At 70.5% G+C, this 25,492-nt stretch carries 22 protein-coding genes; 9 read left to right on the top strand and 13 right to left on the bottom strand.

Annotated elements, in window-relative coordinates; genetic code table 11:
• Positions 1-9: 9 nt before the first annotated feature.
• From ACY0MJ_RS13735 to ACY0MJ_RS13725, 3 genes are read left to right on the top strand one after another with little or no spacing between them, the layout of a single operon-like run.
• On the top strand, positions 10-1,107 hold the full coding sequence (locus ACY0MJ_RS13735) for a CgeB family protein (RefSeq protein WP_462639034.1): 1,098 nt from the start codon (positions 10-12) through the stop codon (positions 1,105-1,107).
• Positions 1,104-2,177: a CgeB family protein gene (locus ACY0MJ_RS13730; protein ID WP_462639033.1), complete on the top strand. Its 1,074-nt coding sequence runs from the start codon at positions 1,104-1,106 to the stop codon at positions 2,175-2,177. The genes ACY0MJ_RS13735 and ACY0MJ_RS13730 overlap by 4 nt, the downstream gene beginning before the upstream one ends.
• A 14-nt stretch (positions 2,178-2,191) precedes the next feature.
• The gene (locus ACY0MJ_RS13725) at positions 2,192-2,968 is read left to right on the top strand and encodes a TIGR04290 family methyltransferase (protein WP_462639032.1); all 777 of its coding nucleotides are present in this window, start codon (positions 2,192-2,194) and stop codon (positions 2,966-2,968) included.
• 93 nt (positions 2,969-3,061) lie between these two features.
• Here the strand turns inward: ACY0MJ_RS13725 and ACY0MJ_RS13720 are convergent, their stop codons facing one another.
• From ACY0MJ_RS13720 to ACY0MJ_RS13685, 8 genes are all read right to left on the bottom strand, one after another.
• Complete coding sequence (locus ACY0MJ_RS13720; protein ID WP_462639031.1) at positions 3,062-4,162, bottom strand: serine hydrolase; 1,101 nt, start codon at positions 4,160-4,162, stop codon at positions 3,062-3,064.
• Positions 4,163-4,266: 104 nt separating this feature from the next.
• On the bottom strand, positions 4,267-5,310 hold the full coding sequence (locus ACY0MJ_RS13715) for an adenosine deaminase (RefSeq protein WP_462639030.1): 1,044 nt from the start codon (positions 5,308-5,310) through the stop codon (positions 4,267-4,269).
• Complete coding sequence (locus tag ACY0MJ_RS13710; protein WP_462639029.1) at positions 5,310-6,287, bottom strand: aromatic ring-hydroxylating dioxygenase subunit alpha; 978 nt, start codon at positions 6,285-6,287, stop codon at positions 5,310-5,312. The genes ACY0MJ_RS13715 and ACY0MJ_RS13710 overlap by 1 nt, the downstream gene beginning before the upstream one ends.
• 154 nt (positions 6,288-6,441) lie before the next feature.
• Entirely contained in the window at positions 6,442-7,614 is a 1,173-nt protein-coding gene (locus ACY0MJ_RS13705) for a BMP family ABC transporter substrate-binding protein (RefSeq protein ID WP_462639028.1), read from the bottom strand.
• Positions 7,615-7,659: 45 nt separating this feature from the next.
• Entirely contained in the window at positions 7,660-8,589 is a 930-nt protein-coding gene (locus ACY0MJ_RS13700) for an ABC transporter permease (RefSeq protein WP_462639027.1), read from the bottom strand.
• A 1-nt stretch (position 8,590) separates the two neighbouring features.
• Positions 8,591-9,673, bottom strand: coding sequence for an ABC transporter permease (locus tag ACY0MJ_RS13695; protein WP_462639026.1), 1,083 nt, complete (start codon positions 9,671-9,673; stop codon positions 8,591-8,593).
• The gene (locus ACY0MJ_RS13690; RefSeq protein ID WP_462639025.1) at positions 9,660-11,243 is read right to left on the bottom strand and encodes an ABC transporter ATP-binding protein; all 1,584 of its coding nucleotides are present in this window, start codon (positions 11,241-11,243) and stop codon (positions 9,660-9,662) included. Before ACY0MJ_RS13690 ends, ACY0MJ_RS13695 begins: the two co-directional genes overlap by 14 nt.
• A gap of 22 nt (positions 11,244-11,265) precedes the next feature.
• Positions 11,266-12,195 carry a LysR family transcriptional regulator gene (locus tag ACY0MJ_RS13685; protein ID WP_462639024.1) on the bottom strand — a complete coding sequence of 310 codons (930 nt, stop codon included), beginning with the start codon at positions 12,193-12,195 and terminating at the stop codon, positions 11,266-11,268.
• A 103-nt stretch (positions 12,196-12,298) separates the two neighbouring features.
• On the opposite strand from ACY0MJ_RS13685, the gene xdhA reads away from it, so the two are divergent.
• Together xdhA and xdhB are read left to right on the top strand one after the other, a co-directional pair.
• A complete protein-coding gene (gene xdhA, locus ACY0MJ_RS13680) occupies positions 12,299-13,765 on the top strand; it encodes a xanthine dehydrogenase small subunit (protein ID WP_462639023.1) in 1,467 nt (488 codons plus the stop codon).
• Positions 13,762-16,068, top strand: coding sequence for a xanthine dehydrogenase molybdopterin binding subunit (gene xdhB, locus ACY0MJ_RS13675; protein WP_462639022.1), 2,307 nt, complete (start codon positions 13,762-13,764; stop codon positions 16,066-16,068). The genes xdhA and xdhB overlap by 4 nt, the downstream gene beginning before the upstream one ends.
• Positions 16,069-16,074: 6 nt before the next feature.
• Here xdhB and ACY0MJ_RS13670 read toward each other — a convergent pair whose 3' ends face one another.
• Positions 16,075-16,527 (bottom strand): hypothetical protein, encoded by a 453-nt coding sequence (locus tag ACY0MJ_RS13670; protein ID WP_462639021.1) that lies wholly within the window; start codon positions 16,525-16,527, stop codon positions 16,075-16,077.
• Positions 16,528-16,641: 114 nt separating this feature from the next.
• Entirely contained in the window at positions 16,642-17,781 is a 1,140-nt protein-coding gene (locus ACY0MJ_RS13665; RefSeq protein WP_462639020.1) for an alpha/beta hydrolase family protein, read from the bottom strand.
• A gap of 124 nt (positions 17,782-17,905) precedes the next feature.
• Between ACY0MJ_RS13665 and ACY0MJ_RS13660 the strand changes: the two genes are divergently transcribed.
• The gene (locus ACY0MJ_RS13660; protein WP_462639019.1) at positions 17,906-18,349 is read left to right on the top strand and encodes a helix-turn-helix domain-containing protein; all 444 of its coding nucleotides are present in this window, start codon (positions 17,906-17,908) and stop codon (positions 18,347-18,349) included.
• A gap of 99 nt (positions 18,350-18,448) precedes the next feature.
• Entirely contained in the window at positions 18,449-18,730 is a 282-nt protein-coding gene (locus ACY0MJ_RS13655) for a hypothetical protein (RefSeq protein WP_462639018.1), read from the top strand.
• On the opposite strand, the gene ACY0MJ_RS13650 is transcribed toward ACY0MJ_RS13655, so the two are convergent.
• Genes ACY0MJ_RS13650 through ACY0MJ_RS13640 form a run of 3 tightly spaced genes read right to left on the bottom strand, consistent with a single transcriptional unit; the run spans position 18,720 to position 21,465 of the window.
• Positions 18,720-19,613 carry a LysR family transcriptional regulator gene (locus tag ACY0MJ_RS13650; RefSeq protein WP_462639017.1) on the bottom strand — a complete coding sequence of 298 codons (894 nt, stop codon included), beginning with the start codon at positions 19,611-19,613 and terminating at the stop codon, positions 18,720-18,722. The two genes, ACY0MJ_RS13655 and ACY0MJ_RS13650, sit on opposite strands and share 11 nt — an antisense overlap.
• 9 nt (positions 19,614-19,622) lie before the next feature.
• Positions 19,623-20,198: a c-type cytochrome gene (locus ACY0MJ_RS13645; RefSeq protein WP_462639016.1), complete on the bottom strand. Its 576-nt coding sequence runs from the start codon at positions 20,196-20,198 to the stop codon at positions 19,623-19,625.
• 28 nt (positions 20,199-20,226) lie between these two features.
• On the bottom strand, positions 20,227-21,465 hold the full coding sequence (locus tag ACY0MJ_RS13640) for a PQQ-dependent sugar dehydrogenase (protein ID WP_462639015.1): 1,239 nt from the start codon (positions 21,463-21,465) through the stop codon (positions 20,227-20,229).
• 222 nt (positions 21,466-21,687) lie between these two features.
• On the opposite strand from ACY0MJ_RS13640, the gene ACY0MJ_RS13635 reads away from it, so the two are divergent.
• Both ACY0MJ_RS13635 and ACY0MJ_RS13630 read left to right on the top strand, forming a co-directional pair.
• The gene (locus tag ACY0MJ_RS13635; RefSeq protein ID WP_462639014.1) at positions 21,688-23,841 is read left to right on the top strand and encodes a thiamine pyrophosphate-dependent enzyme; all 2,154 of its coding nucleotides are present in this window, start codon (positions 21,688-21,690) and stop codon (positions 23,839-23,841) included.
• The gene (locus tag ACY0MJ_RS13630) at positions 23,838-25,478 is read left to right on the top strand and encodes an indolepyruvate oxidoreductase subunit beta family protein (RefSeq protein WP_462639013.1); all 1,641 of its coding nucleotides are present in this window, start codon (positions 23,838-23,840) and stop codon (positions 25,476-25,478) included. The genes ACY0MJ_RS13635 and ACY0MJ_RS13630 overlap by 4 nt, the downstream gene beginning before the upstream one ends.
• Positions 25,479-25,492: the final 14 nt, after the last annotated feature.

Here is a 25,492-nt window from a genome sequence, read left to right as displayed (position 1 = left end):
TCGAACCCCATGAAAATCGCATTCTTCGCATCCAGCCTGGTCTCGGCGTACTGGAACGGCGCCGCCACCTACTACCGCGGCATCGTGCGGGCGCTGCACGAGCGCGGGCACGAGGTCACCTTCTACGAGCCCGATGCCTTCGAGCGGCAGCAGCACCGCGACATGGACGATCCGCCCTGGGCGACCGTGGTCGTCTATTCCGCCCGGTCGGAAGACGAGGTGCTGCGCACGGTGGCGCAGGCCCGCGGCGCCGACCTGGTCGTCAAGGCGAGCGGCGTCGGCGTGCACGACGAACTGCTGGAACGCGCCGTGCTGGACCTGCAGGGGCCGGCGACGCTGGTCGCCTTCTGGGACGTCGACGCCCCTGCCACGCTGGACCGCGTGCACGGCAACGCCGACGATCCCTTCCGCGCGCTCATCCCCCGCTACGACATCGTGCTGACCTACGGCGGCGGCGAGCCGGTGCGCCAGGCCTACCTGGGCCTGGGCGCGCGCGAGTGCGTCCCGATCTACAACGCGCTGGACCCGGGCACGCACCATCCGGTCGCGCCGCAGGCGCGCTTCGAATGCGACCTGGCCTTCCTCGGCAACCGCCTGCCCGACCGCGAAGCGCGCGTGGAGGAGTTCTTCCTGCGCGCCGCCGCGCAGTTGCCGGAACGCCGCATGCTGCTGGGCGGCAGCGGCTGGGGCGACAAGCCCTTGCCGCCCAACGTGCAGTACCTGGGCCACGTCTACACCGCCGACCACAACGCCTTCAACTGCACGCCGCGCGCGGTGCTGAACGTCAGCCGCGAGAGCATGGCGCGCTACGGCTTCTCGCCGGCCACGCGCGTGTTCGAGGCGGCGGGCGCCGCCGCCTGCCTGGTCACCGATGCCTGGGAAGGACTGGAGACCTTCTTCGAACCCGGCCGCGAAGTGCTGGTGGCGCGCAGCGGCGACGAGGTCGCCGAACACGTGCGCACGCTGGCGGCGGCGCGGGCGCGCGAGATCGGGCAGGCCGCGTACCGCCGCGTCCTGTCGGAGCACACGTATGCGCATCGCGCAGCGCAGCTCGATGCGGTGCTGGCCGGCTGCACGCCGCGCGCGCGGGTGGCGGAGGCGGCATGAAGATCACCATCCTGGGCCTGTCCATCACCTCGTCGTGGGGCAACGGCCACGCGACCACCTTCCGCGGCCTCGTGCGCGAGCTGGTGAAGCGCGGCCACGACGTCACCTTCCTGGAACGCGACCAGCCCTGGTATGCGCAGCACCGGGACCTGCCGCGGCCGCCCTGGGGCCGCACCGTGCTGTACGGCAGCCTCGACGAACTGCGAGACACGCACGCCGACAGCGTGCGCGACGCCGACCTGGTGATCGTCGGCTCCTACGTCCCCGAGGGCGTGCGCGTGGGCGACTGGGTGCAGCGGGAAGCCGGCGGCCTCAAGGCCTTCTACGACATCGACACGCCCGTGACGCTGGCCAAGATGGGCCGCGGCGACTACGAGTACCTGCATCCGCGGCAGGTGCCCGGCTACGACCTGTACCTGTCCTTCACCGGCGGCCCCACGCTCAAGCGCCTGGAGCGCGAGTTCGGCGCGCCGCGGGCCCGCGCGCTGTACTGCTCCTTCGACCCGGAGCTGTACTTCCCCGAGCCGCAGGAGCCGCGCTGGGACCTGGGCTACATGGGCACCTACAGCGACGATCGCCAGCCCAGCGTCAAGGCCTTCCTGCTCGACGCGGCGCGGCAGCTGCCGCGCGCGCGCTTCGTCGTCGCGGGGCCGCAGTACCCCGCCACCGACGGCTGGCCGGGCAACGTGAGCTACCTGCCGCACCTGCCGCCGGCGGAGCACCGCGGCTTCTACAACGCGCAGCGCTTCACGCTGAACGTCACGCGCCGCGACATGATCGCGGCCGGCTGGTCGCCCAGCGTGCGCCTGTTCGAGGCGGCCGCCTGCGGCACGCCCATCGTCAGCGACCGCTGGCCCGGCATCGAATCGCTGCTGGTTCCGCACCAGGAGATCCTGCTGGTGGACCGCACGGCGGACGTGGTGGAGATCCTGCGCCGCTGCGGCGAGGACGAACGCCTGCGCATCGCCGAGCGCGCGCGCCGGCGCATCCTGGCGGAACACACGGCGGCGCACCGCGCGGCCGAACTGGAAGGCTACGCGGCCCCGCTCCTGAGCGGCGTGGCCGCCTGAGGACGGGAGAGAGCATGGCAGACCAGGCAGCCGAACTGCAGCGCGAGATCGATGCGCTGGGCCCGTGGTTCCACAACCTGCACCTGCCCGGCGGGCTGCAGACGGTCCCCGACCATTTCCTGGGCGGCGACTTTCCCTCCTTCAAATGGCAGCAGATCCGCGACACCATCCCGCAGGACCTGCAGGGCTGGCGCGTGCTCGACGTGGGCTGCAACGCCGGCTTCTACAGCTTCGAGCTCGCGCGCCGAGGCGCCTCGGTGCTGGCGATCGACATGGAGCCGCTGTACCTGGAGCAGGCCCGCTGGGCCGCGCGGCAGTACGGCCTGCAGGACCGGGTGGAGTTCCGGCAGCTGCAGGTCTACGACATCGCCCGCATGGACGAGAGCTTCGACCTGGTGTGGTTCATGGGCGTCTTCTACCACCTGCGCTATCCGCTGCTGGCGCTGGACCTGCTGGCGCAGCGCACGCGACGGATGATGGTGTTCCAGACCCTGTCCATGGGGGGCGAGGAGGTCTATCCCGACACGTCCGACCACCCGATCACCGAGCGCGAACCGCTGATGGATCCGGGCTGGCCCAAGATGGCCTTCATCGAGCACCGCTTCTCGGGCGACCCGACCAACTGGTGGGTGCCCAACCACGCGGGCATCGAGGCGATGCTGCGCTCCAGCGGCCTGCGCGTCACGGCGCGGCCGGCGGAGGAAATCTACGTGTGCGTGCCGAACCCGGAGACGGCGGCGTGGCGGTGGGATACGCAGTTGGAGGCGGTGCTGCCGCGTCAAGGGCGGTGACGCGCTTGCCCTCACCCCGGCCCTCTCCCGCAAGCGGGAGAGGGAGGAATACGGGATCCCTCTCCCGCTTGCGGGAGAGGGTTGGGGTGAGGGTCAGGTCGCCGGCACCGGCGCCGTGCCCGCGAAGTCCGGATGCGCCCGGATCCACTGCTTCACCCGCTCCGCATCCCGCATCCGCGCGACCTTGCTGGCCGCGTCGAGGAACACCATGATCACCTTGCGGCCGGCCAGCTCCGCCTGCATCAGCAGGCACTGGCCCGCCTCCGAGATGTAGCCCGTCTTCTGCAGGCCGATGTCCCAGTGGCCGCTGCGCACCAGGCGGTTGCTGTTGACGTACTGCAGGGTGCCGCGCCGCGTGCCCAGCCGGTAGCCCGGCGAGGTGGTGTACTTGCGCAGCGTCGGCCGCTCGTAGGCCGCGTCGGCGAGGATCGCCAGGTCACGGGCGGTGGAGCGGTTGTGCGGCGACAGGCCGGTGGGCTCCACGTAATGCGTGTCGTCCATCCCCAGCTGCGCCGCCTTCACGTTCATCGCGCTCACGAAGGCCTTCTCGCCGCCGGGATAGGTGCGCGCCAAGGCGTGGGCCGCGCGGTTCTCGCTGGACATCAGGGCCAGGCGCAGCGCCTGGCGGCGCGTGAGGCGCGTGCCGACCCGCAGGCGCGAGCTGCTGCCCTTCAGGCGGTCGACGTCGGCGCTGGTGATGGTGATCTTCTCGTCCATCGGCAGCTTCGCCTCGTCGATGATCATGCCCGTCATGAGCTTGGTGAGCGAGGCAATCGGCAGCACGGCGCCGGCGTTCTTGCGCACCAGGACCTTGTTGGTCTTCTGGTCGATGACGTAGGCCACGTTGGAGGTGAGCTTCAGCGGGCCGCGCGCGACGGCGTGCTTCGTCGACGCGCGCTTGCGCGCCACCACGCGCTTCTTCGTGGTCCGCTTCTTGGCGACGTGGCGCTTGACCGTGCGCTTCTTCACCACGCGCCGCTTGGTGCTGCGCTTCTTCACGACGCGCTTCTTCACCGTCTTCTTCTTGGAGACTTTCTTCTTCGTGGTGTGCTGCTGGGTCGTCCGCGACTTGCCGCTGTCGGAGCGGGCGGCCAGGGCCGGTTCGGACGCGACGAGCGTCCAGAACAGCGCGAACAGGGTGAGGAGCCAGGCGGCCCGGCCGGCGCGGCCCGGAGGAGTGAGCGTTGGCGTCATGCTCCCGTCAGTCACTTCCTACGCGCGGAAGTTCCCCGGGCCGACGACGCAATCTCGACAACTTTACATTTGGGCAAATCCATCTCCCCGGCGACGGGCCGGCGTCAAGCCCGCGCCGCCTGCTCGAACGCGGCGTCGAGCGCCTCGATGTAGCGCTTTTTGCCTGCCTCCGGCGCGAAACTGCCCTCGAAGCTGTTGCGCGCGAGCCGGTAGGCGTGCTCCGCCCCCATGCCCGTGGCCGCGAATGTCCGCAGGAAGTTCTCGTTCATGTAACCGCCGAAGTAGGCGGGGTCGTCCGAGTTCACGGTCGCGGCCAGGCCGGCATCGAGCAGCTCGCGCAGGTTGTGCTGCTCCAGGGCGGGAAAAACGCACAGCTTGAGGTTGGACAGCGGGCACACGGTGAGCGGGATGCGCTCCTGCGCCAGCCGCCGCATCAGCGCCGGGTCCCTGGCCGACTGCACGCCGTGGTCGATGCGCTCGACCTTCAGCACGTCCAGCGCGGACCACACGTAGGCGGGCGGGCCCTCCTCGCCGGCGTGCGCCACGCGGTGCAGGCCCAGCTCGCCGCAGCGGGCGAACACGCGCGCGAACTTCTCCGGCGGATGGCCGACCTCGCTGGAATCGAGGCCGACGCCGATGAAGCGGTCGCGCCAGGGCAGCGCCTGCTCCAGCGTGGCGAAGGCGTCCTCCTCGCTCAGGTGGCGCAGGAAGCACAGGATCAGCTCGGCGTCGACGCCGATCTTCTTCGCGTCCTGGCAGGCGCGGTGCAGGCCCGCGATCACGGTCTGCATGGGCACGCCGCGGGCCGTGTGCGTCTGCGGGTCGAAGAAGATCTCGGCGCGGACGACGTGGTCGGCGGCGGCCCGCTGCAGGTAGGCCCAGGCCATGTCGTGAAAGTCCTGCTCCTCGCGCAGCACGTTCGCGCCGGCGTAGTAGATGTCGAGGAAGCTCTGCAGGTTGCTGAAGGCGTAGGCGCGGCGCACGTCCTCCACGCTCGCGTACGGCAGCGCGACGCCGTTGCGGCGGGCCAGCGCGAACATCAGCTCCGGCTCCAGCGAGCCTTCGATGTGGATGTGCAGCTCCGCCTTGGGCATGGCGGCGAGCAGCGCCGGCAGGCGCTCGGCGGGGATGGCGGGCACGGTGTGCATCAGCAGGTTCCGAAGGTGATTCCCAGGCGGGAAAGATAGCGCCGGTAGGCGGAGGAGCCGCGGTCGGCGCTGGTGTGCAGTTCGGCCCGCAGGTCCAGCGGCAGGCGCTTGGGCGACTGCGACTCCAGCACCGGCTGGTCCTGGCGGAAGATCGTGTCCTGGAAGGCGCGCAGCTTCGCGTCGGGCGAATCGAAGTCGGCGACGGCGAGGCGGAACCACACGGTGCTGCGCTCGGGCTCCTGAGGGCAGACGAACAGCGCGATCGCCTCGCGCCAGCCCTGCACGGCCGTGGTGCCGGCTTCCGGGATCTTGGTCAGCACGGCCGTGTACGGCCCGGTGACCTCGTAGCTGTACTCCACCTGGGCAGGGGCCGTCGAATGCAGGTTGGACTGCGGCTGCCAGGCCTTGCACTGCGTGGCGCGCAGGCCGGTGGGCGTCTCCTCGACGCGGTAGTCCTCGATGGCGGTGGCGCCACGCGCGCCCAGCCAGCCCTCGTGCACGAAGCCGAAGTGCGCCATGTCGAGGAAGTTCTCGATGATGCGCGGCGCGCTCGCCTCCACCGTGTAGGGACCGCAGTTGAGCTTGCGCAGGCGGGCGTCGTCCTCCGCCGCGAAGGCGGGCATGGCGATCTCGCCGGAGGCGAGCCGCACCCAGACCAGGCCGTGCGCCTCGCGCGCCTCGTGGGTCGCGATGCGATGCGTGGCCGGCGGGGTGAAGGCGGGCAGCGCGGGGACGTGCACGCACTGGCCCGTCGGTGCGAACCGCCAGCCGTGGTAGGGGCACTCCAGCTTGCCGTCCTCGAGCCGCCCCAGCGAGAGCCGCGCGCCGCGATGCGGGCAGCGGTCGGGCCAGGCGTGCACGGCGCCGAAGGCGTCGCGCCAGAGGACGAGGTCTTCGCCGAGGAGGCGGGCGGAGACCGGCGAGGCGGCGAGCGATTCGCTCGACGCGACCGGGTGCCAATGCTGCTGCTCGATCATGGTTCGATTGTCGCTGGGGTTCGCTGCGCTCACCGCCAGCCTACGGGGTCCGTGTGATTGTCTGCGGGCTTCGTAGGCTGGCGGTGAGCGCAGCGAACCCCAGCAAAACAAAAAAGGGCCGCGCGAGCGGCCCCTTCGCTGCGCGCTTCGCGCCTTACTTCTTGTCGCTGCCCGGCACCTTGCCTTCCACGCCCTTGACGTAGAAGTTGATGCCCGTCAGGAACTTGTCGTCCGCCACGGCGTCCTTGGCGACGACCACCTTGCCCGTGTTGTCCAGGATCGGGCCCTTCCAGATCTGCAGCGTGCCGTCCTTCAGGCCCGCCTTGACCTCTTCCAGCTTCTTCTTGGCTTCCTCGGGAACGTCGGCGGCGACCGAGACGAAGTCGATCGCGCCTTCCTTCACGCCCCACCAGCTCTGGCCGGTCGTCCAGGTGTTGTTCAGGACGTCGCTGACCGCCTTCTTGTAGTAAGGGGTCCAGTTGATGATGGCGGAGCCCAGGTGCGCCTTGGGACCGTAGGCGCTCATGTCGCTGTCCCAGCCGAAGGCGCGCTTGCCCATCTTCTCGGCCGTCTGCAGCACGGCCGACGAGTCGGTGTTCTGCATCAGCACGTCGGCGCCGCCGTTGATCAGGCCCGTGGCGGCCTCGGTTTCCTTGCCCGGGTTGTGCCACTCGCCGACCCACACCACCTTGGTCTTGACCTTGGGGTTCACCGACTGCGCGCCCAGCGTGAAGCTGTTGATGTTGCGCACCACCTCGGGGATCGGCACCGAGCCCACCACGCCCAGCGTGTTGTTCTTGGTCATGGCGCCGGCGATCACGCCCGCCATGTACGCGCCCTCGTAGGTGCGGCTGTCGTAGGTGCGCAGGTTGGGCGCCGTCTTGTAGCCGGTGGCGTGCTCGAACTTGACGTCCGGGTGGTCGGCGGCGACCTTCAGCATCGGCTCCATGTAGCCGAAGGTGGTGCCGAAGACCAGCTTGTTGCCCTGGCTCACCAGGTCGCGGATCACGCGCTCGGCGTCGGCGCCCTCGGGCACGTTCTCGACGAAGCTGGTCTCGATCTTGTCGCCGAACTCCTGCTGCACCGCCTTGCGGGCGTTGTCGTGCGCGAAGGTCCAGCCGCCGTCGCCCACCGGGCCGACGTAGGCGAACGCCACCTTCAGCTTCTCGGCGGCCGGGGCCGGCGCGGGCGCGGCGGGAGCGGCGGCCGTGGGCGCCGGGGCGGGCGCGGGGGCCGGGGTTTCCTGCTTGCTGCAGGCGGACAGGCCCGCGACGGCGGCGGCCAGGGCGGCCACCTGGAGCAGGCCGCGCTTCTTCGTGTCGATCATCTGAGTTCCCTCTTGCTGGTGGGGCGGGTTGCAACGAAAGTGCGATTATGTTCCGGGATAGAAGGGCTTTCCAAGCGACGCCGGCATGTTGACGCGGATCCACGTCGGGTTGCGCGAGATCAGCGCCAGCACCACGATGGTCGCCAGGTAGGGCAGCATGTTCAGGAATTCGCTGGGCACTTCCACGCCGCGTCCCTGCAGGTAGAACTGCAGCATGGTCACGCCGCCGAACAGGTAGGCGCCCAGCAGCACGCGGGCCGGCCGCCAGGTGGCGAAGGTCGTGAGCGCCAGCGCGATCCAGCCCTTGCCCGCCACCATGCCTTCCACCCACAGGGGCGTATAGATGATCGCCAGGTAGGAACCGGCCAGGCCGCACAGCGCACCGCCGGCCACGACCGCCGCCAGCCGGATGCGCCGCACCGGGTAGCCCAGGGCGTGCGCCGATTCGGGCGACTCGCCCACCGAGCGCAGCACCAGCCCGGTGCGCGAGCGGTACAGGAACCACACGAGCCAGATCACCAGCCCGATGGCGAGGTAGACCATGGGATGCTGGCGGAACAGCGCCGGCCCGAGCACCGGGATGTCGCCCAGCAGCGGCAGCGAGAAGTGCGGCCGCTCCGGCAGCTTCTCCTGCACGTACTTGATGCCGGCGAAGGCCGAGAAGCCGGCGCCGAAGAGCGCCAGCGCCAGGCCGGTGGCGTACTGGTTGGTGTTCATCCAGATCACCAGCACGCCGAAGGCGGCGGCCAGCAGCGCGCCCGTGGCCATGCCGGCGAGAAAGCCGACCCAGTCGTTGCCGCTGTGCACCACGGCGGCGAACCCGGCGATGGCGGCGCACAGCATCATGCCTTCGGCGCCCAGGTTGACGATGCCCGCCTTCTCGTTGATCAACAGGCCCAGGGCCGCGATCGCCAGCACCGTGCCGGCGCTGAGCATGGAGGCGAACAGGAGTGCGTAGCTGAGGGAGCTGTCCATCTCAGGTCCTGGCGGTTCGGGTGTGCGGGTTGGGCAGGAAGCGGATGCGGTACGCCATCAGCGTGTCGCAGGCGAGCAGCGTGAACAGCAGCAGGCCCTGGAACACGCCCGTCAGCGACTTGGGCAGGCCCAGGCGCGACTGGGCGAGCTCGCCGCCGATGTAGAACATGCTCATGAGGATGGCCGAGAACACCATGCCGACGGGGTGCAGGCGGCCGACGAAGGCGACGATGATCGCCGCGAAGCCGTAGCCCACCGGCACGTAGGGCGTGAGCTGCCCGAGCGGCCCGGCGACCTCCAGCGCGCCGGCCAGGCCGGCGGCGCCGCCCGAGACCAGCAGCGCGACCCACAGCGCCTTGCGCGAGGAGAAGCCGGCGTAGCGCGCCGCCGCCGGCGCGAGGCCGCCCACCTGCTGCGCGAAGCCGGCGCGGGTGCGGAACAGGTAGATCGACAGCGCGGCGACGCCGGCGAGCGCGATCAGCACGCCGATGCTCACGCGCGATCCCTGCATCAGCCGCGGGATCTGCGTCACCGCCTCGAAGGTCTTGGTCTGCGGGAAGTTGTAGCCGTGCGGGTCCTTCCAGGGCCCGAACACCATGTAGTTGAGCGTGAGCGCGGCCACGTACACGAGCATGAGGCTGACCAGGATCTCGTTGGCGTTGAACTTGTCGCGCAGCAGCGCGGTGATGCCGGCCCAGGCCATGCCGCCCAGCACGCCGGCGATGAGGATCGCCAGCACGATCCAGCGGCTCGTGTCCTTGTCGGCCAGCAGCGCGACGCCCCCGGCGACCACGGCGCCGATCACGTACTGGCCTTCGGCGCCGATGTTCCACACGTTGGAGCGGAAGCAGACGGCGAGGCCCAGCGCGATGATCAGCAGCGGCGTCGCCTTCACCGTCAGCTCGCCGATGCGGTAGGCGGAGCTGACCGGCTCCCAGAAGAACACCTCCAGGCCGCGTACCGGGTCCTTGCCCAGGGCGACGAACATGAGCGCGCCGATCACCACGGTGATCACGAGCGCCAGCAGGGGCGAGGCGATGCTCCAGAACCTGGAGGCCTCGGGTCGGGCTTCAAGCTTGATCATGATTGCCTTTCTCCCTCTCTCTGGGGAGAGGGCTGGGGTGAGGGGCGCCCGCCGCTGTCTCGCGCAACGGATGCACCACCCACAACCCGCTCATCCACTCGCCGATCAGCGTCACCGTCGCCCGCGCCCGCTCGATGCTGGGCGACAGCCTGCCCTTGGCGATCACGTGCAGCCGGTCGCAGATCTCGAACAGTTCCTCCAGTTCCTCGGACAGCACCAGCACGGCGCAGCCGGCGTCGCGCAGCGCCAGGATTTCCGAGCGGATCTGCGCCGAGGCGCCCACGTCCACGCCCCAGGTCGGCTGCGAGACGATCAGCAGCTTCGGGTTGGCGTCGATCTCGCGGCCGACGATGAACTTCTGCAGGTTGCCGCCCGACAGCGACTTCGCCGCCGCGTCCGGGCCACCCGCCTTGACGTTGAAGCGCTGGATGATCCGCTGCGCCTGCTCGCGCAGCGCGCCGGTGCGGATCCAGCCGCTGCGGCTGACGGCGTCCGTGCGCGTGAGCAGCAGGTTCTGCGCCAGCCCCAGCGTGGGCACGGCGCCGCGCCCCAGGCGTTCCTCGGGCACGAAGTGCAGGCCCAGGTGGCGGCGGTGCGCCGGGCCGAAGCGGCCCACCGGCTTGTCGCCCACGCGGATCATGTCCGGCGCCGCCCGCGTGTCCTCGCCCGAGAGCGCGTACAGCAGCTCGCGCTGGCCGTTGCCCGAGACGCCGGCGATGCCCACCACCTCGCCGGCCCGCACCTCGAAGGAGATGTCGTCGAGGTCGTGGCCGAACTGGTCCTCGCGCGGCAGCGTGAGCCCCTGCACGCGCAGCACCACCTCGCCGGGCTGCCGCTCGTGGTGTTCCAGCTGCGGCGGCTCGGCGCCGATCATCATGCGCGAGAGCGAAGCGTTGCTCTCCCGGCGCGGGTCGCATTCGCCCGTGACCTTGCCGCCGCGCAGCACCGTGCAGGCCGTGCACAGCTCGCGGATCTCGTGCAGCTTGTGGCTGATGTAGAGGATGCTGCAGCCCTCCGAGGCGAGCTGCTTGAGCACCACGAACAGCTTCTCCACCGCCTGCGGCGTCAGCACCGAGGTGGGCTCGTCCAGGATCAGCAGCTTGGGGTTGGTGAGCAGCGCGCGGATGATCTCCACCCGCTGCATCTCGCCCACCGACAGCGTGTGCACGGGGCGCGTCGGGTCGACGTCCAGCCCGTACTCGCGCGCCTTGGCGCTGATGCTGTGCGTGACCTGGTTCAGGGTGAGGCTCTTGTCCAGGCCCAGCCAGACGTTCTCCGCCACCGTCAGCGTGTCGAACAGGCTGAAGTGCTGGAACACCATGCTGATGCCCAGCGCCCGCGCCTCCTGCGGGTTGCGGATGTGGACCGGCTGGCCGTCGAAGAGGACGCTGCCCTCGTCGGGCTTGACCGAGCCGTAGATGATCTTCATCAGCGTCGACTTGCCGGCGCCGTTTTCGCCCAGCACCGCGTGCGTCTCCCCGGGCTGGACCAGCAGCGACACGTCGCTGTTGGCCACCACCGACGGGTAACGCTTCGTGATGTGCGCGAGCTGCAGTCGCGGAATGCTCACGGGGGTGTCTCCAGGTGTTTTTTCAGGACCGCAGGGCGGCGGCGACGTTCTTCACGCGTTCGCGCAGCCAGCGGCCGGCGGCGGACTGGTGCGTCCGCTCGTGCCAGAGCTGGTAGTACACCAGCTCGGGAAAAGGCACCGGGCATTCCAGCACCTGCACCGGCAGCTCGTCCACGTAGCGTTCGCAGAACTGGCGGCCGGTCGTCAGCACCAGCAGGCTGGAGGCCACCATGCGCGGCAGCAGCCCGAAGTGCGGGCAACGCGCGGTGATGTTGCGCGCGAGGCCCTGGCTTTCCAGGAATTCGTCGATCACGCCGCGCGCGCCGGGGTGCGTGGGCGTGGGGGCGATGTGCTCCATCTCCAGCCAGCTTTCCTGCGTCCAGCCGCGCCGGGCGGCCGGGTGGTCGCGCGAGACGAGGCAGACGATCTGGTCGGCGAACAGCTTGCCCAGGTGCAGGTCTTCCGGCGGCTTGAGCCAGTTGCCGATCACGACGTCGACCTCGCCCTGCGCGAGCTGCGCGTGGTAGTCGGAGGCGGCGGTGAGCGGAAGGATCTCGATCTGGCTGTGCGGCGCCTGCGCCTTCACCTGCGCCACCAGGGCGGGCAGGAACTGCGGATCCAGGTAGTCGGCGGCGGCCACGCGGAAGGTGGTGGCGCCGGTCTGGGGGTCGAAGCCGCGGGCGTCGGAGAACAGCATCTCCGCGGCGCGCAGGATGCTGGCGCTGGGCTCGATCATGCGCAGGCCGGCGTCGGTGGGGACCATGCCGGTGCCGGAGCGCACCAGCAGCGGGTCTCCGGCGAGTTCACGCAGGCGCTTGAGGGACGCGGACACCGCCGGCTGGTACATGCCCAGCTTCAATGCGGCTCGCGAAACGCTGCGTTCGGTCAACACGGTATGCAAGACCCTGATCAAGTGGAGGTCTATCTTGTCGAAAAGCGCCTGGTCTCTCATACCTTTGCCTGCATCCCGCCCATAAGATCGCCGATATGCGGGGCACGAGGGTTCCCCCTAATCTCGCAGCATCCCCAAGGAATTGGACCCCATACTGAACCGCATGGAATCGAAGACGATCCGATTTGTCCGGCGTGGCGAACTCGTCAGCCTGACCAATGTACCACCCGAGCGGACGCTGCTGGAAGTGCTCCGGGAGGACCTCGCCTGCACCGGCACCAAGGAGGGCTGCGGCGAAGGCGACTGCGGCGCATGCACCGTGGTGCTCGCCGAGCCGCAGGACGGCAGGCTCGCGTACAAGGCCATCAACAGCTGCATCCGCCTGGCGCACTCCGTGGACGGCATGGCGCTCTGGACGGTCGAGGACCTCTCGGCCGACGGCGCCCTGCATCCGGCGCAGGAGGCGATGGTGCAGGCCCACGGCTCGCAATGCGGCTTCTGCACGCCGGGCTTCGTGATGAGCCTGTTCGGCATGTACCAGAACCACGTGGTGCGCGGCGAGACCATCTCGCGCGAGCTGGCGCAGGAGGAGCTGTCCGGCAACCTGTGCCGCTGCACCGGCTACCGCCCCATCCTCGACGCCGCCCGGCAGATGGGCGAGCTGCCGCGCGTGGAGGTGGACGAGCCGGCGATCCTGGCGCAGCTGGCCGAACTGCGCGCCCGGCGCGAGCAGGTGCCGGCGAGCGGCCCGTATCTCGCGCCGCTCGCGCTGCCCGAGCTGCTGGCGCTGCGGGCGCAGAACCCGAAGGCGCAGGTCGTCGCCGGCTGCACCGACGTGGGCCTGTGGGTGACCAAGATGCACATGCAGTTCCCGCAGGTGCTGGACGTCACGCGCGTGGAGGAACTGCGCCGCGTGGAGACCTACGACCGGCACATCGCGATCGGCGCGGCGGTCACGCTCACCGACGCCTATGCGGCGCTGGTGCGCGAGCGGCCGCAGCTGAAGACCTTCGCCAACCGCTTCGCCGGCCTGCCGGTGCGCAACTCCGGCACGCTGGGCGGCAACGTCGCCAACGGCTCGCCCATCGGCGACTCGATGCCGCTGCTGATCGCGCTGGGCGCGCACGTGGTGCTGCTGTCGCAGCGCGGGCACCGCGACATCCCGCTGGAGGACTTCTACACCGGCTACCGCAAGAACGTGCTGGCGCCGGACGAAGTGGTCGGATGGATCAAGGTGCCGCGGCCCGTGGAGGGCGAGTTCCTGCGTGCCTACAAGATCTCCAAGCGCTACGACGACGACATCTCCGCCGTCTGCCTCGCGATCGCCCTGCGCCTGCGGGACGGCGTGGTCGAACACGTCGGCATCGGCGCCGGCGGCGTGGCCGCCACGCCCGTGCGGGCCGTGCGCACCGAAGCCGCGCTGCGCGGGAAGCCGTGGACAGAGCAAGCGGCCCGCAAGGCAACCGACACCCTCCGCGCCGAATTCCAGCCGATCACCGACATGCGCGCCTCGGCGTCCTACCGCTCCGAAGTGCTCGGCAACCTCGTGCAGCGCTTCTGGCTGGAGAGCCAGGGCGCGCGGCAGATCAACCTCGAAAACTTCCGCCTGGAGGAAGTCACCACCCCATGAACGCCCCCGAGAAATTCCTGGCGGGCGTGGCCGCGCAGCCGGCCACCGGCAGCCCGCAGTTCCACGAAAGCGCCCGCGCCCAGGTGGCCGGCAGCGCCACCTACATCGACGACATCCCCGAGGTGCGCGGCACCCTGCATGCCGCGCCCATCCTGTCCAACGTCGCCCGCGGCAAGCTGCTGGGCGTCGACGCCGCCGAGGCGCTGCAGATGCCCGGCGTGAAGGGCGTCGTCCTGGCGCAGGACATCCCCGGTGACCCGGTCATCGCCACCTTCACGCACGACGAGCCGGTGTTCGCGCGCGACACGGTCGAATTCCTCGGCCAGGTGGTGGGCGTGGTCGTCGCCGACACCGTGATGGCCGCGCGCCGCGCCGCCCGCAAGGTGAAGCTGCGGATCGAGCCGCTGCCCGCGATCCTGGACCCGCGCGAAGCGGCGAAGGCGCAGAGCTTCGTGCTGCCGCCCGTGACGGTGCGCCGCGGCGAGCCCGAGCAGGGCATCGCCCGCGCGCCGCACCGGCTGCAGGGCACGCTGGAGGTCGGTGGCCAGGAGCACTTCTACCTGGAAGGCCAGGTGGGCTACGCGCTGCCGCTGGAGCAGGACAACTGGTGGATCTGGTCCAGCACGCAGCACCCGGGCGAGGTGCAGCACTGGGTGGCCCACGCGCTGGGCCTCGCCAGCAACGCGGTGACCGTGGAATGCCGGCGCATGGGTGGCGGCTTCGGGGGCAAGGAGACCCAGGCCGGGCACATCGCCGTGTGGGCCGCGCTCGCGGCGCGCAAGTTCAAGCGCCCCGTCAAGCTGCGCCTGGACCGCGACGACGACTTCATGGTCACCGGCAAGCGCCATCCCTTCGCGTACGACTACGAGGTCGGCTTCGACGACGACGGCCGCATCGCGGGGATGAAGCTCGCGATGTTCACCAACTGCGGCTTCAGCGCCGACCTGAGCGGGCCGGTCGCCGACCGCGCCGTCTTCCACGTGGACAACGCCTACTTCCTGGGCGACGTGGAGATCGTCTCGTACCGCTGCAAGACCAACACGCAGAGCCACACCGCCTTCCGCGGCTTCGGCGGCCCGCAGGGGATGATCGTCACCGAGGCCATCCTCGGCGACATCGCGCGCGCGCTCGGCAAGGACCCGCTGGACGTGCGCAAGGCCAACTTCTACGGCATCGAGGAGCGCAACGTCACCCACTACCAGATGCCGGTGGAGGACAACATCCTGCACCCGCTGGTGGCGAAGCTGGAGGAGGACGCGCGCTACCGCGAGCGCCGCGCCGAGATCGCGCGCTGGAACGCGAAGAGTCCCGTGATCAAGCGCGGGCTGGCGCTCACGCCCGTGAAGTTCGGCATCTCCTTCACCGCGACCTTCTTCAACCAGGCGGGCGCGCTGGTGCACGTGTACACCGACGGCAGCGTGCAGGTGAACCACGGCGGCACCGAGATGGGCCAGGGCCTGCACACCAAGGTGCTGCAGATCGTGGCCGACGAACTGGGCGTGCCCTTCGACCGCGTGCGCATCACGGCGAGCGACACGGGCAAGGTGCCCAACGCCAGCGCCACGGCGGCTTCCAGCGGCACCGACCTGAACGGCCGCGCGGCCCAGTTCGCGGCGCGCCAGATCCGCGAGCGCCTGGCGGCGTACGTCGCCGCCAAGCAGGACTGCCGGCCCGAGCAGGTCGTCTTCGCCCACGGGCAGGTCAGCGGGCCCAAGGCCGCCATGTCCTGGGAACAGCTGGTGGACGACGCCTACCACTCGCGCGTGCAGCTGTGGAGCGACGGCTTCTACAAGACGCCCAGGATCCACTACGACAAGCACACGCTGACCGGCCGGCCCTTCTTCTACTTCGCCTACGGCGCGGCCTGCACGGAAGTGGCGATCGACACGCTCACCGGCGAGAACCGGGTGCTGAAGGTCGACATCCTCCACGACGTGGGCCGCTCCATCAACCCGGCGATCGACCTGGGCCAGATCGAAGGCGGCTTCATCCAGGGCGCGGGCTGGCTCACGACCGAGCAGCTGGTGTGGAACGACAAGGGCCATCTCGCCACCCACGCACCCAGCACGTACAAGATCCCGGCAACGGGCGACGTGCCGGCGCACTTCCGCATCGCGTTCTGGCCGGAGGCCAACCGCGAGGACAACGTCGGCGGCAGCAAGGCCGTCGGCGAGCCGCCCTTCATGCTGGCCATCAGCGTGTGGGAAGCGCTGCGCGACGCGGCCGCGGCGGCGCGCGGCGACGGCAAGGTGAAGATGGATGCGCCGGCGACGGCGGAGAACGTGCTGAAGGCGCTGCGCTAGCGGCCTTCAGCCCAGGTTCACCACCCGCGCGCTCGGCAGGCGCGCGAAGGGGTCGTAGCCGCGCAGGCCTTCACGCAGCGTGGGCTCGTGGTTGCGGGCGATGCGCAGCCGCTGGCGTGCGTCGGCCTTCCACATCGCGTCCACCAGCGCATCGTCGAAGCGCAGGAGCACCGGCGCCGCGTAGGGATACGTGGCGCCCGGTTCGTCCATGATCGACCAGGAGATCACCACGCTGCCCTGCGGCGTCTGAGCGGCGAGCGCGTGCGGAGGGAACAGGTGGCGGTAGGCCTGCCAGAACGCCGAGCGGACGTTGTCCAGCGTGCCGACGCTCAGCGTCGGCGGCTGGGTGCTGCTCGGAACGGATTCCTGCAGGTCGTACTTGCCCGCGGCGCGCGAGGTCGTCCAGAAAGAGGTCTTGCCCGGCCGGTCGGGCACGCTGTTCGGTGCTTTGGCTTCCATGGGCGGGCTCCAGGGGAGCGTGAATGCTAGGTGCCGGCCGCGCTCCGGGATGTAGGACATGCCTGACAGCCTTGTCGGACACCGCCGCTCGGCGCACCGCCGGCGTGCCGGATGTCACAGCCGCAGGATCCACTCCGCCATGGTGTCGGCCACCTGCTCGACCAGGGCCGGCTGCCCGGCCAGGTAATGGTTGCCTCCAGGGATGTCGACATCGCGGATGCGCGCGCCGCCGGCCGCCAGCCACGCCGCGCGCGTGCTCGGGAAGGTGGACTGGTCGCCCGTGTACGTGCACAGCAGCGCCGGCACCGACGTGCGCGCCAGGTTCGAAGGGCCGTCGGCGCGGCTGCGCGGCGACCACTGGGACAGCCACGCCGTGAGCGACGTGACGCGGCCCATCTGGCTCGCCGCGTAGTTGACGCCGCGCGCGCCCGCTGCGCCCGCGCCCCAGACGCTGCCCACCGCGCGGTCGTTCGCGTCGAGCGAGAGGTCCAGGAAGCGCGGATCCGCGTGGGTGCGGTAGACGACGAAGACTTCGTCGCGCGGGCTGCCCGGCTCCGTGCTGCTGCGCAAGCGCTGCAGGCGTTCGCCCACCCACTGGTCCACGCGCTCGTAGCGGCGCTGCTGCGCGTTCCGGAAGCGCTCCAGGAAGGCGTGGCTGTAGGGCGGCCCGTGGCGCGCGTCGTACATGTCCAGCTCCGGGTCGCAGGACAGGCCGTCGTGCTCGTCGACCAGCGAAGGATCGATCCAGTTGCGCATGAGCGTGGAGCGGCCCTCGTGCGCCGCGCACAGCGCCAGGCCCTGCACGGGCGGCAGGTCCTGCGGCGACAGGCCGGCCGGGTCGCCGTCGACCATGCGCTCGATCGTGAGCTCCTCCGCCTGCGCCTGGTAGAAGGACGCCAGCGCGGCGCCGCCGGAGTTGCCGACCAGCACGACCTTGTCGTAGCCCTGCGCCCGCAGGTACTGCACGCCGGCGCCCAGGTCCTGGATCACGCGCTCCATCAGCAGCAGCGTGTCGTTGCCCGCGTAGCGCGAATTGAGGCCCATGCAGGCCACGCCGCGGGCCGCCAGCGGCGCGATCAGGTAGTGCCCCATGAAGTTGCTGGTGGGATGCATCACGATCGCGGCGGCGCGCTTCGCGCCGGCCGGCTCGATCCACGCGCCGTAGATGCGCGGACGCAGCAGTTGCAGGCCCGACTGGCTTTCCATGGCGGCGCCGGGCTTCACGTCGATGACGGCGAGCTTGGGTTCTGGCATGCGCCGGATTGTGTCGCAGGGCCGCGGGCAAGGTCCGGCGGCCCGACTATGATGGGGCCCAGGGAGCCACCGACCGGCCGCCGGGCCTCGCCGCCCGCCGCACGCCGGCCTTCACCAGCTGCACATGCCGAACATCGCCTCCGTCTTCAAGGAAGAGATCGCCCGCCTCGCACGCAAGGAAGTGCGCTCGCAGACCGCCGAACTGAAGAAGGCATCCGCACAGCATCGCGCGCACATCGCGGCGCTGCGCCGCCGCATCGAGGAACTGGAGCGCCAGCTCAAGCGCGTGGGCAAGGCCGCCGGCCGCGCGCCAGCCGCCGCCGCGCAGGACGAGGGCGAATCCGGCACGCCGCGCCGCTTCAGCGCCACGCGGCTGGCGGCCCAGCGCCGCAAGCTGGGCCTCTCGGCCGCGGATTTCGCGACGCTGCTGGGCGTCTCGGGCCAGTCGGTCTACAAGTGGGAGCACGGCGGCGCGCGGCCGCGGGCCTCGCAGCTCGAAGCGATTGCCGCGCTGCGGGGGATCGGGAAGCGGGAGGCGGCGGCGCGGTTGGAGAAGTTGCGGGCGTAGGCCGCATTGCTGGGGTTCGGCTTCGCCTCACCGCCAGCCTACGGGCCCCGGCGCTTCCTTCCGACAGGCGGACCGCCCGGGCTGCACCATGCTCGCGGCATGGACCTGGCCCGGACCGAGCTCGACTTCCTGCACCGGCTGCTGCTGGATGCGCAGGCGCGCCTCGGTGACCGGCCGGGCGACGCCGAGATGGTCGCGGCGCTGGAGCTCGCGCTGGCGCTGCTGCGCTGGGACGGCCTGCCGCCACCGGACCTGGACATCCAGCTGGGGCTGGGCGCCGCCGTCGAACGGAAGCTGGGCCCCGACGCCATGTGCGCCTACCAGCAGTGGCGCTCCGAGCGGCGCAGGCGGCTGGAGTCCGCGCCCACCCTCACTCCCTGAACAACTCCTCGATCAGCGCGCGCAGCCAGCGGTTGCCCGGATCCGCCTCGAAGCGGCGGCTGAAGTGCAGCGACACGGTGAACTCGCGCTGCGGGAAGGCCGGCTCCACGATCGCGCAGCCGCCCTCGAAGCCGCGCGCGATGTTGCGCGGCATGATCGCCGCGAGGTCCGTCGCCTGCACGATGAAGGGCAGCACCATGAAGTGCTCGGTGACCAGCCGCAGCCTGTCCTCCAGCCGCACCTGCTGGATGATGCGCAGGGTGTCGGCGTGCGAGCGCACGCCCACGAACTCCAGCTCGCGCAGCGCCTGCAGCAGCGCGCTGCCGGAGCGGCGCTTGCGCGTGAAGGGGTGGCCCTGGCGCAGCAGCACCACGTAGCGGTCGTCCAGCAGCTTCACGCGCTGCGTGTCCTTCACCATCGGCAGGAAGCCGAAGGCGAAGTCGATGCGCCCGGCGTCCAGTGCCTCGCCGATCTGCTCGCGCGGCACCGGGCGCGTCTGCACGCGCACGCCGGGCGCGCGCTCGCGCAGCGCCACCATCAGCTCGGGCAGGAAGCGGCCCTCGCCGATGTCGCTCATGTGGATGTGGAAGGTGCGCGTGGACTGCGCCGGGTCGAAGCCCGCGCTTTCGCCGAGCGCCTGCTCCAGCGTGGCGAGCGCCTGCCGCACCGCCTCGGCCAGCCGCTCCGCCTTGGGCGTGGGCTGCACGCCGCCGGGCGCGCGCACGAACAGCGGGTCGTGCAGCAGCAGGCGCAGGCGCGTGAGGCCGTGGCTCGCCGCCGGCTGCGTCAGGTCCAGCGCGTCGGCGGCCCGGCTGACGTTGCGCTGGCGGTAGACGGCGTCGAACAGGCGCAGGAGGTTGAGGTCGAGGTCCTTGAGCTGCATCCGCGCGCTTCACGCCGGCTGGTGCGCGAGGAAGTGCGCGAGCGCCTTGAGGTCCTCGTCCTTCAGGGGATAGACCACGTCCGCCATCGCGGCCATGGCGCCGCCGCTGCGCGCGCCCGACTTGAAGTCGCGCAAGGCCTTCAGCAGGTAGTCCTCGCGTTGCGCCGCGATGCGCGCCGTGGCCTGGGTGCCGGAGAAGTCGTCCTTGTGGCAGGCGGCGCAGCGGTTGGCTTGCGCCAGCTTCCGGCCCGCGTCCACCAGGGCGGCATCGGCGCCGGCCTCGGCGCGCGGCGGCTTCTGCGCCGCGAAGAACGCGGCCAGGGTGCGGATGTCGTTGTCCTTCAGCGCCTCGGCGATCGGCTGCATCACCGGGCTCTTGCGCGTGCCGTTGCGGAAGAACACCAGCTGCCACTGCAGGAAGCCGTCCGGCTGGCCCGCCAGCGACGGCGTCAGCGCCGTCTGCGACACGCCCAGCGGCCCATGGCAGGCGAAGCAGGCCTGCGCCAGCGCCGCGCCGGCCGCGCGGTCGGCGGCGGCGGCGGAAGTGGCGAGCAAGGCGGTGGCGCAGAAGGCGGCGAGCTTCATGCGCGCATTATTGCGGGCCGCCGTCTGCCTACTTGGCGTAGCTGATCTTGTAGATCGCCCCCGCCCAGTCGTCGGCCACCAGCAGCGAGCCGTCCGGCGCCACGAGGATGTCGGCCGGGCGGCCGGTGTAGCTCTGGTCGCCGTTGATCCAGCCGCTGGCGAAGACCTGCTGCTTCGCGCGCTTGCCCTGCGGGTCCGTCACCACGCGCATGATGCGGGCGCCCTGGTACTTGTGGCGGTTCCAGGAACCGTGCTCGGCGATGAAGATGTTGTTCCTGTACTCGCGCGGGAACTGGTTGCCGGTGTAGAACTTCATCCCCAGCGGCGCGACGTGCGCCCCGAGCTTCAGCACGGGCGGCTCGAACTCCGAGCACTTGCGGCCGGCGCCGTACTTCGGGTCGAGCATGTCGCCCTGGTGGCAGTACGGATAGCCGTAGTGCGCGCCCATGCGGCCGATGCGGTTGAGCTTGTCGCTGGGCATGTCGTCGCTGATCCAGTCGCGCGCGTTCTCGGTGAACCAGTACTGGCCGGTGCGCGGGTCGATGTCGCCGCCGACGCTGTTGCGCACGCCGATCGCCACCAGTTCCGCCTCGCCGGTGTTCGGGTTCACGCGCCGCACCTGCGACAGCGTGGGCGGCGCCAGGCAGTTGTTGCACGGCGGCCCGAAGGGCACGTACAGCCACCCGTCCTTGTCGAAGGTGAGGTACTTCCAGCCGTGCGCCACGTAGGGCGGCATGTCGGCGTACACCACCTTGGGCTCGGGCATCGCGTCGAGGCTCGCCTCGGCGTTCTCGTACTTGAGGATCTTGTCGATGTCCACGACGTACAGCGCGCCGTCGCGGAAGGCCAGGCCCGTGGGCATCTTGAGGCCCTTGAGGACGGTCTTGACCGTCTTGCCGTCGTCGGTGATCGCGTAGACGCTGCCGGCGCTGAAGGAGCCGACGAACAGCGTGCCCTTGTCGCCCCAGGCCATCTGACGCGCGCTCGGCACGCCCTGCGCGTAGACGCTGATCCTGAAGCCGCGCGGGAGCTTCACCGCCTGCAGGTTCTTCTGCAGGTCCTCCATGGAGGTGGGCAGGGCCGGGCCGGCGGGAGGCGCGAGGCCGCGCTGCTGCTCCGTCTCGTCGCCGAGGAACCAGTCCGCGGGAGGTTTCTCCCAGAACTCCTTCTTCGTCGAGTCGTAACTCTTGAGGGCCTGGGCGTGGACTGCGGGGATGGCCAGCGCCGACGCGCAGGCCAGGACCAGGGCCATGGTGTGCAGTTTCATGAGCCTCTCCTTTGCGAACGATCTCGCGCCACGAAGTAGATCAGCCAGCCATCCGGCCGGGGCTGGTGAATTCCCTATGGGCGGCGGCATCCGGCGGGCGTTCCTCCCAACATGCATGCCGTTCATGAGCCTTAGATGGTTCATTTTATTGATGAATGAGCCGACGGCCGCCACACTGCGCGGTCGGCCCGCCTGTCCGCGGGCCTCTCACCGTCAGGGCCCATGGAAGTTTCATTCAGCAAGGAAATCGAGTCGCTGCGCCTGGGCGCCGGCGACACCTTCCACGGCGAGGGCATCCTCGCCATCACCAAGGCGCTGCTGCAGTCCGGCGTCGCCTACGTCGGCGGCTACCAGGGCGCGCCCGTGTCGCACCTGCTCGACGTGATGGTCCAGGCCAAGGGCTACATGGACGAGCTCGGTGTCCACGTGGAGGCCTGCTCCAACGAGGCCTCCGCCGCCGCCATGCTCGGCGCCTCCATCCACTACCCGCTGCGCGGCGCCGTCACCTGGAAGTCCATCGTCGGCACCAACGTGGCCGCCGACGCGCTGTCCAACCTCTGCTCCCCCGGCGTGACCGGCGGCGCGCTGATCGTGGTCGGCGAGGACTACGGCGAGGGCGCCTCCGTGATCCAGGAGCGCACGCACGCCTTCGCGCTGAAGTCCAGCATGTGCCTGCTCGATCCGCGGCCCGACCTGGCCGTGATGGCGCGCATGGTGGAGGAAGGCTTCCGCATCTCGGAAGCGTCCAACATGCCGGCGATCCTGGAACTGCGCATCCGCGCCTGCCACGTGCGCGGCAGCTTCGCGACGAAGGACAACGTGGCGCCGCCGGTGTCCACCCGTTCGCTGATGGCCGACCCGGCGGGCTTCGACTACATGCGGCTCGCGCACCCGCCGGTGACCTTCCGCCACGAGAAGCTCAAGGGCGAGCAGCGCCTGCCCGCCGCGCGCAAGTACGTGCTGGAACACGCGCTCAACGAGCTGTTCGACGGCCGCCACCAGGACCTCGGCATCGTCGTCCAGGGCGGCCTCTACAACGCGCTCATCCGCAGCCTGCAGCAGCTCGGCCTGGCCGACGCCTTCGGCGAGAGCGAGATCCCCATCCTGTGCCTCAACGTCACCTACCCGCTGGTGCCGGAGCAGGTCGCCGGCTTCTGCGCCGGCAAGCGCGCCGTGCTGGTGGTGGAGGAAGGCCAGCCGGAATACATCGAGCAGGAGATCGCGACGCTGCTGCGCCGCCGCGACATCCAGACGAAGCTGCACGGCAAGGACCTGCTGCCTTCGGGCGGCGAGTACAGCGTGGAAGTGCTGGCCTGCGGGCTGGGCAGCTTCGCCGCTGCGTACCTGCCCGGCGTGGCGAGCGAGGCCGGCCGCCAATGGCTCGCCGGCAACGCGGAGCGCCGCAAGGCGGCCGCGGCGCTGCTGGAGCAGCCCCTGCCCGTGCGGCCGCCCAGCTTCTGCATCGGTTGCCCCGAGCGGCCCGTGTTCTCGGCGCTGAAGCTCGCGCAGCAGCAGATCGGCAACGTGCACATCGCCGCCGACATCGGCTGCCACGCCTTCGGCACCTTCGAGCCCTTCTCCATGGGCCACTCGATCCTGGGCTACGGCATGTCGCTCGCCTCGCGCGCCGGCGTCTCGCCCATGATGCAGAAGCGCACGCTGGCCATCATGGGCGACGGCGGCTTCTGGCACAACGGCCTGCTCACCGGCGTGCAGAGCGCCCTCTTCAACGGCGACGACGCCGTGCTGCTGATCTTCAAGAACGGCTACACCTCGGCGACGGGGACGCAGGAGATCCTCTCCACGCCCGCGGACGCGGCCAAGGAAGCGGCGAACGACAAGGCGCGCAGCCTGGTGCACACCAACCAGACCATCGAGTCGGCGCTGAAGGGCCTGGGCGTGAAGTGGCTGCGCACCGTGCACACCTACGAGGTGGAGAAGATGCGCGCGACGCTCACCGACGCCTTCATCAGCGACTTCGACGGCCTGAAGGTGATCGTGGCGGAAGGCGAATGCCAGCTGGAGCGCCAGCGCCGCATCAAGCCCTGGATCGCCAGCCTGCTGAAGAAGGGCGAGCGCGTCGTGCGCGTGAAGTACGGCGTGGACGAGGACGTCTGCAACGGCGACCACGCCTGCATCCGCCTCTCCGGCTGCCCCACGCTCACGCTCAAGGACAACCCCGACCCGCTGAAGGTCGACCCGGTCGCCACCGTCATCGACGGCTGCGTCGGCTGCGGGCTGTGCGGCGCCAACGCGCACGCGGCCACGCTGTGCCCCAGCTTCTACCGCGCCGAAGTCGTGCAGAACCCCAAGTGGCACGAACGGCTCCTCCACTCCTTCCGCAGCGCCGTCGTGCGCGCGCTCCAACCCGCATGAACCAACGTCCCATCACCCTGCTGGTCTGCGCCCTCGGCGGCGAAGGCGGCGGCGTCCTGACCGAATGGCTGGTCGAGACGGCGCGCCACGCCGGCTACCCGGCGCAGGCGACCTCGATCCCCGGCGTCGCCCAGCGCACCGGCGCGACCACCTACTACCTGGAAGTCTTCCCCGTCCCGCTGCGCGAGCTGGGCGGCAAGCGCCCGGTGTTCAGCCTGAACCCGGTGCCGGGCGCGCTCGACGCGATGGTGTCGTCCGAGCTGCTGGAGACGGCACGCCAGGTCGGCAGCGGCATGAGCTCGCCGGACCGCACGCTGGTCATCACCTCCTCGGCCCGCACGCTCACCACCCAGGAACGCATGCAGCTGGGCGACGGCCGCGCCGACCCGGCGGAACTCCTGAAGCTGGTGCGGCAGTTCAGCCGCGCGCACCAGGTGTTCGACATGGCGGCGCTGGCGAAGGAAGCCGGCACGGTGGTCAGCGCCGTGATGCTGGGCGCGATCGCCGGCAGCGGCCTGTTCCCGTTCCGGCGCGAGGACTACGAGGCCGTGGTGAAGGCCGGCGGCAAGGGCGCGGAGGCGAGCCTGCGGGGGTTCGCGAAGGCGTACGAGGTCGTGGCGCAGGGGAAGGTGCAGGCGGAGTACCTGGCGCAGGTGCTTTCCAATGAACCTTGTCATCCCGGGCTTGACCCGGGATCCACCGTGGCGCGCCCCGGTCCTGGATTGCGGGTCAAGCCCGCAATGACAACCACTCTTCCCGAGCCCGTGCAGGAAATGGCCTCCCTCGGCTACGCCCGTCTGGTCGAATACCAGGGCCAGGCCTACGCCGACCTCTACATCGAGCGACTGCAGTCCGTCCTCGCCGCCGAAAAGGAAGCCGACCCGCAGTCCACCCACGCCTTCGAAACCACCCGCGAGATGGCCCGCTGGCTCGCCCTCTGGATGGCCTTCGACGACATCGTGCGCGTGGCCGACCTCAAGAGCCGGGCCTCCCGCTGGAGCCGCGTGCAGGGGGAAGTGAAGGTCGGCGACGAGGACCTGCTGAAGGTCTACGACCACTTCAAACCCGGCGTGCCCGAGTTCGCCGCCCTGCTGCCGCAAGGCCTCGCCAACCGCCTGGTCGCCTGGGACCGCCGGCGCGCCGCGCGCGGCAAGCAGCCCTGGGCGCTGCCGCTGAAGGTCGGCACGCACACCGTCTTCGGCATGCTGGCGCTGCGCACGCTCGCCGCCATGAAGCGGCTGCGCCCCCTGGGCAGCCGCTTCGCCATCGAGCAGAAGATGATCGCGCAGTGGCTGCAGGGCGTCGTCGACGGCACCCGGCGCGACTGGGCGCTGGGCCACGAGATCGCGCTGTGCGGCCGCCTGATCAAGGGCTACGGCTCCACCAACGAGCGCGGCAAGGACAACCTGCTGCACGTGCTGGAGCACCTGGCGCAGGGCGGCGTGCCCGCCGATGCGGCCAAGGCGATCCGCGCCGCCCGCGAGGCGGCGCTGGCCGACGACGCCGGCAAGGCGCTCGACGCCGCGCTGGTGCAGCACGGCGCGCCCCCGCGCCCGGTGAAAGCGGTGCCGATCCGCTGGGTGCGCAAGCCGCGCGGCCTGGCCGCGGCCGACGAGGCCTCGCTGAAGACGCACTGACGGCGTTCCCATGG

The sequence above is a fragment of the Ramlibacter sp. bp-362 genome (assembly GCF_054956735.1).
The sequence above is the reverse complement of the archived record's forward strand: the minus strand, read 5'-3'. Positions and strand labels throughout refer to the sequence as shown.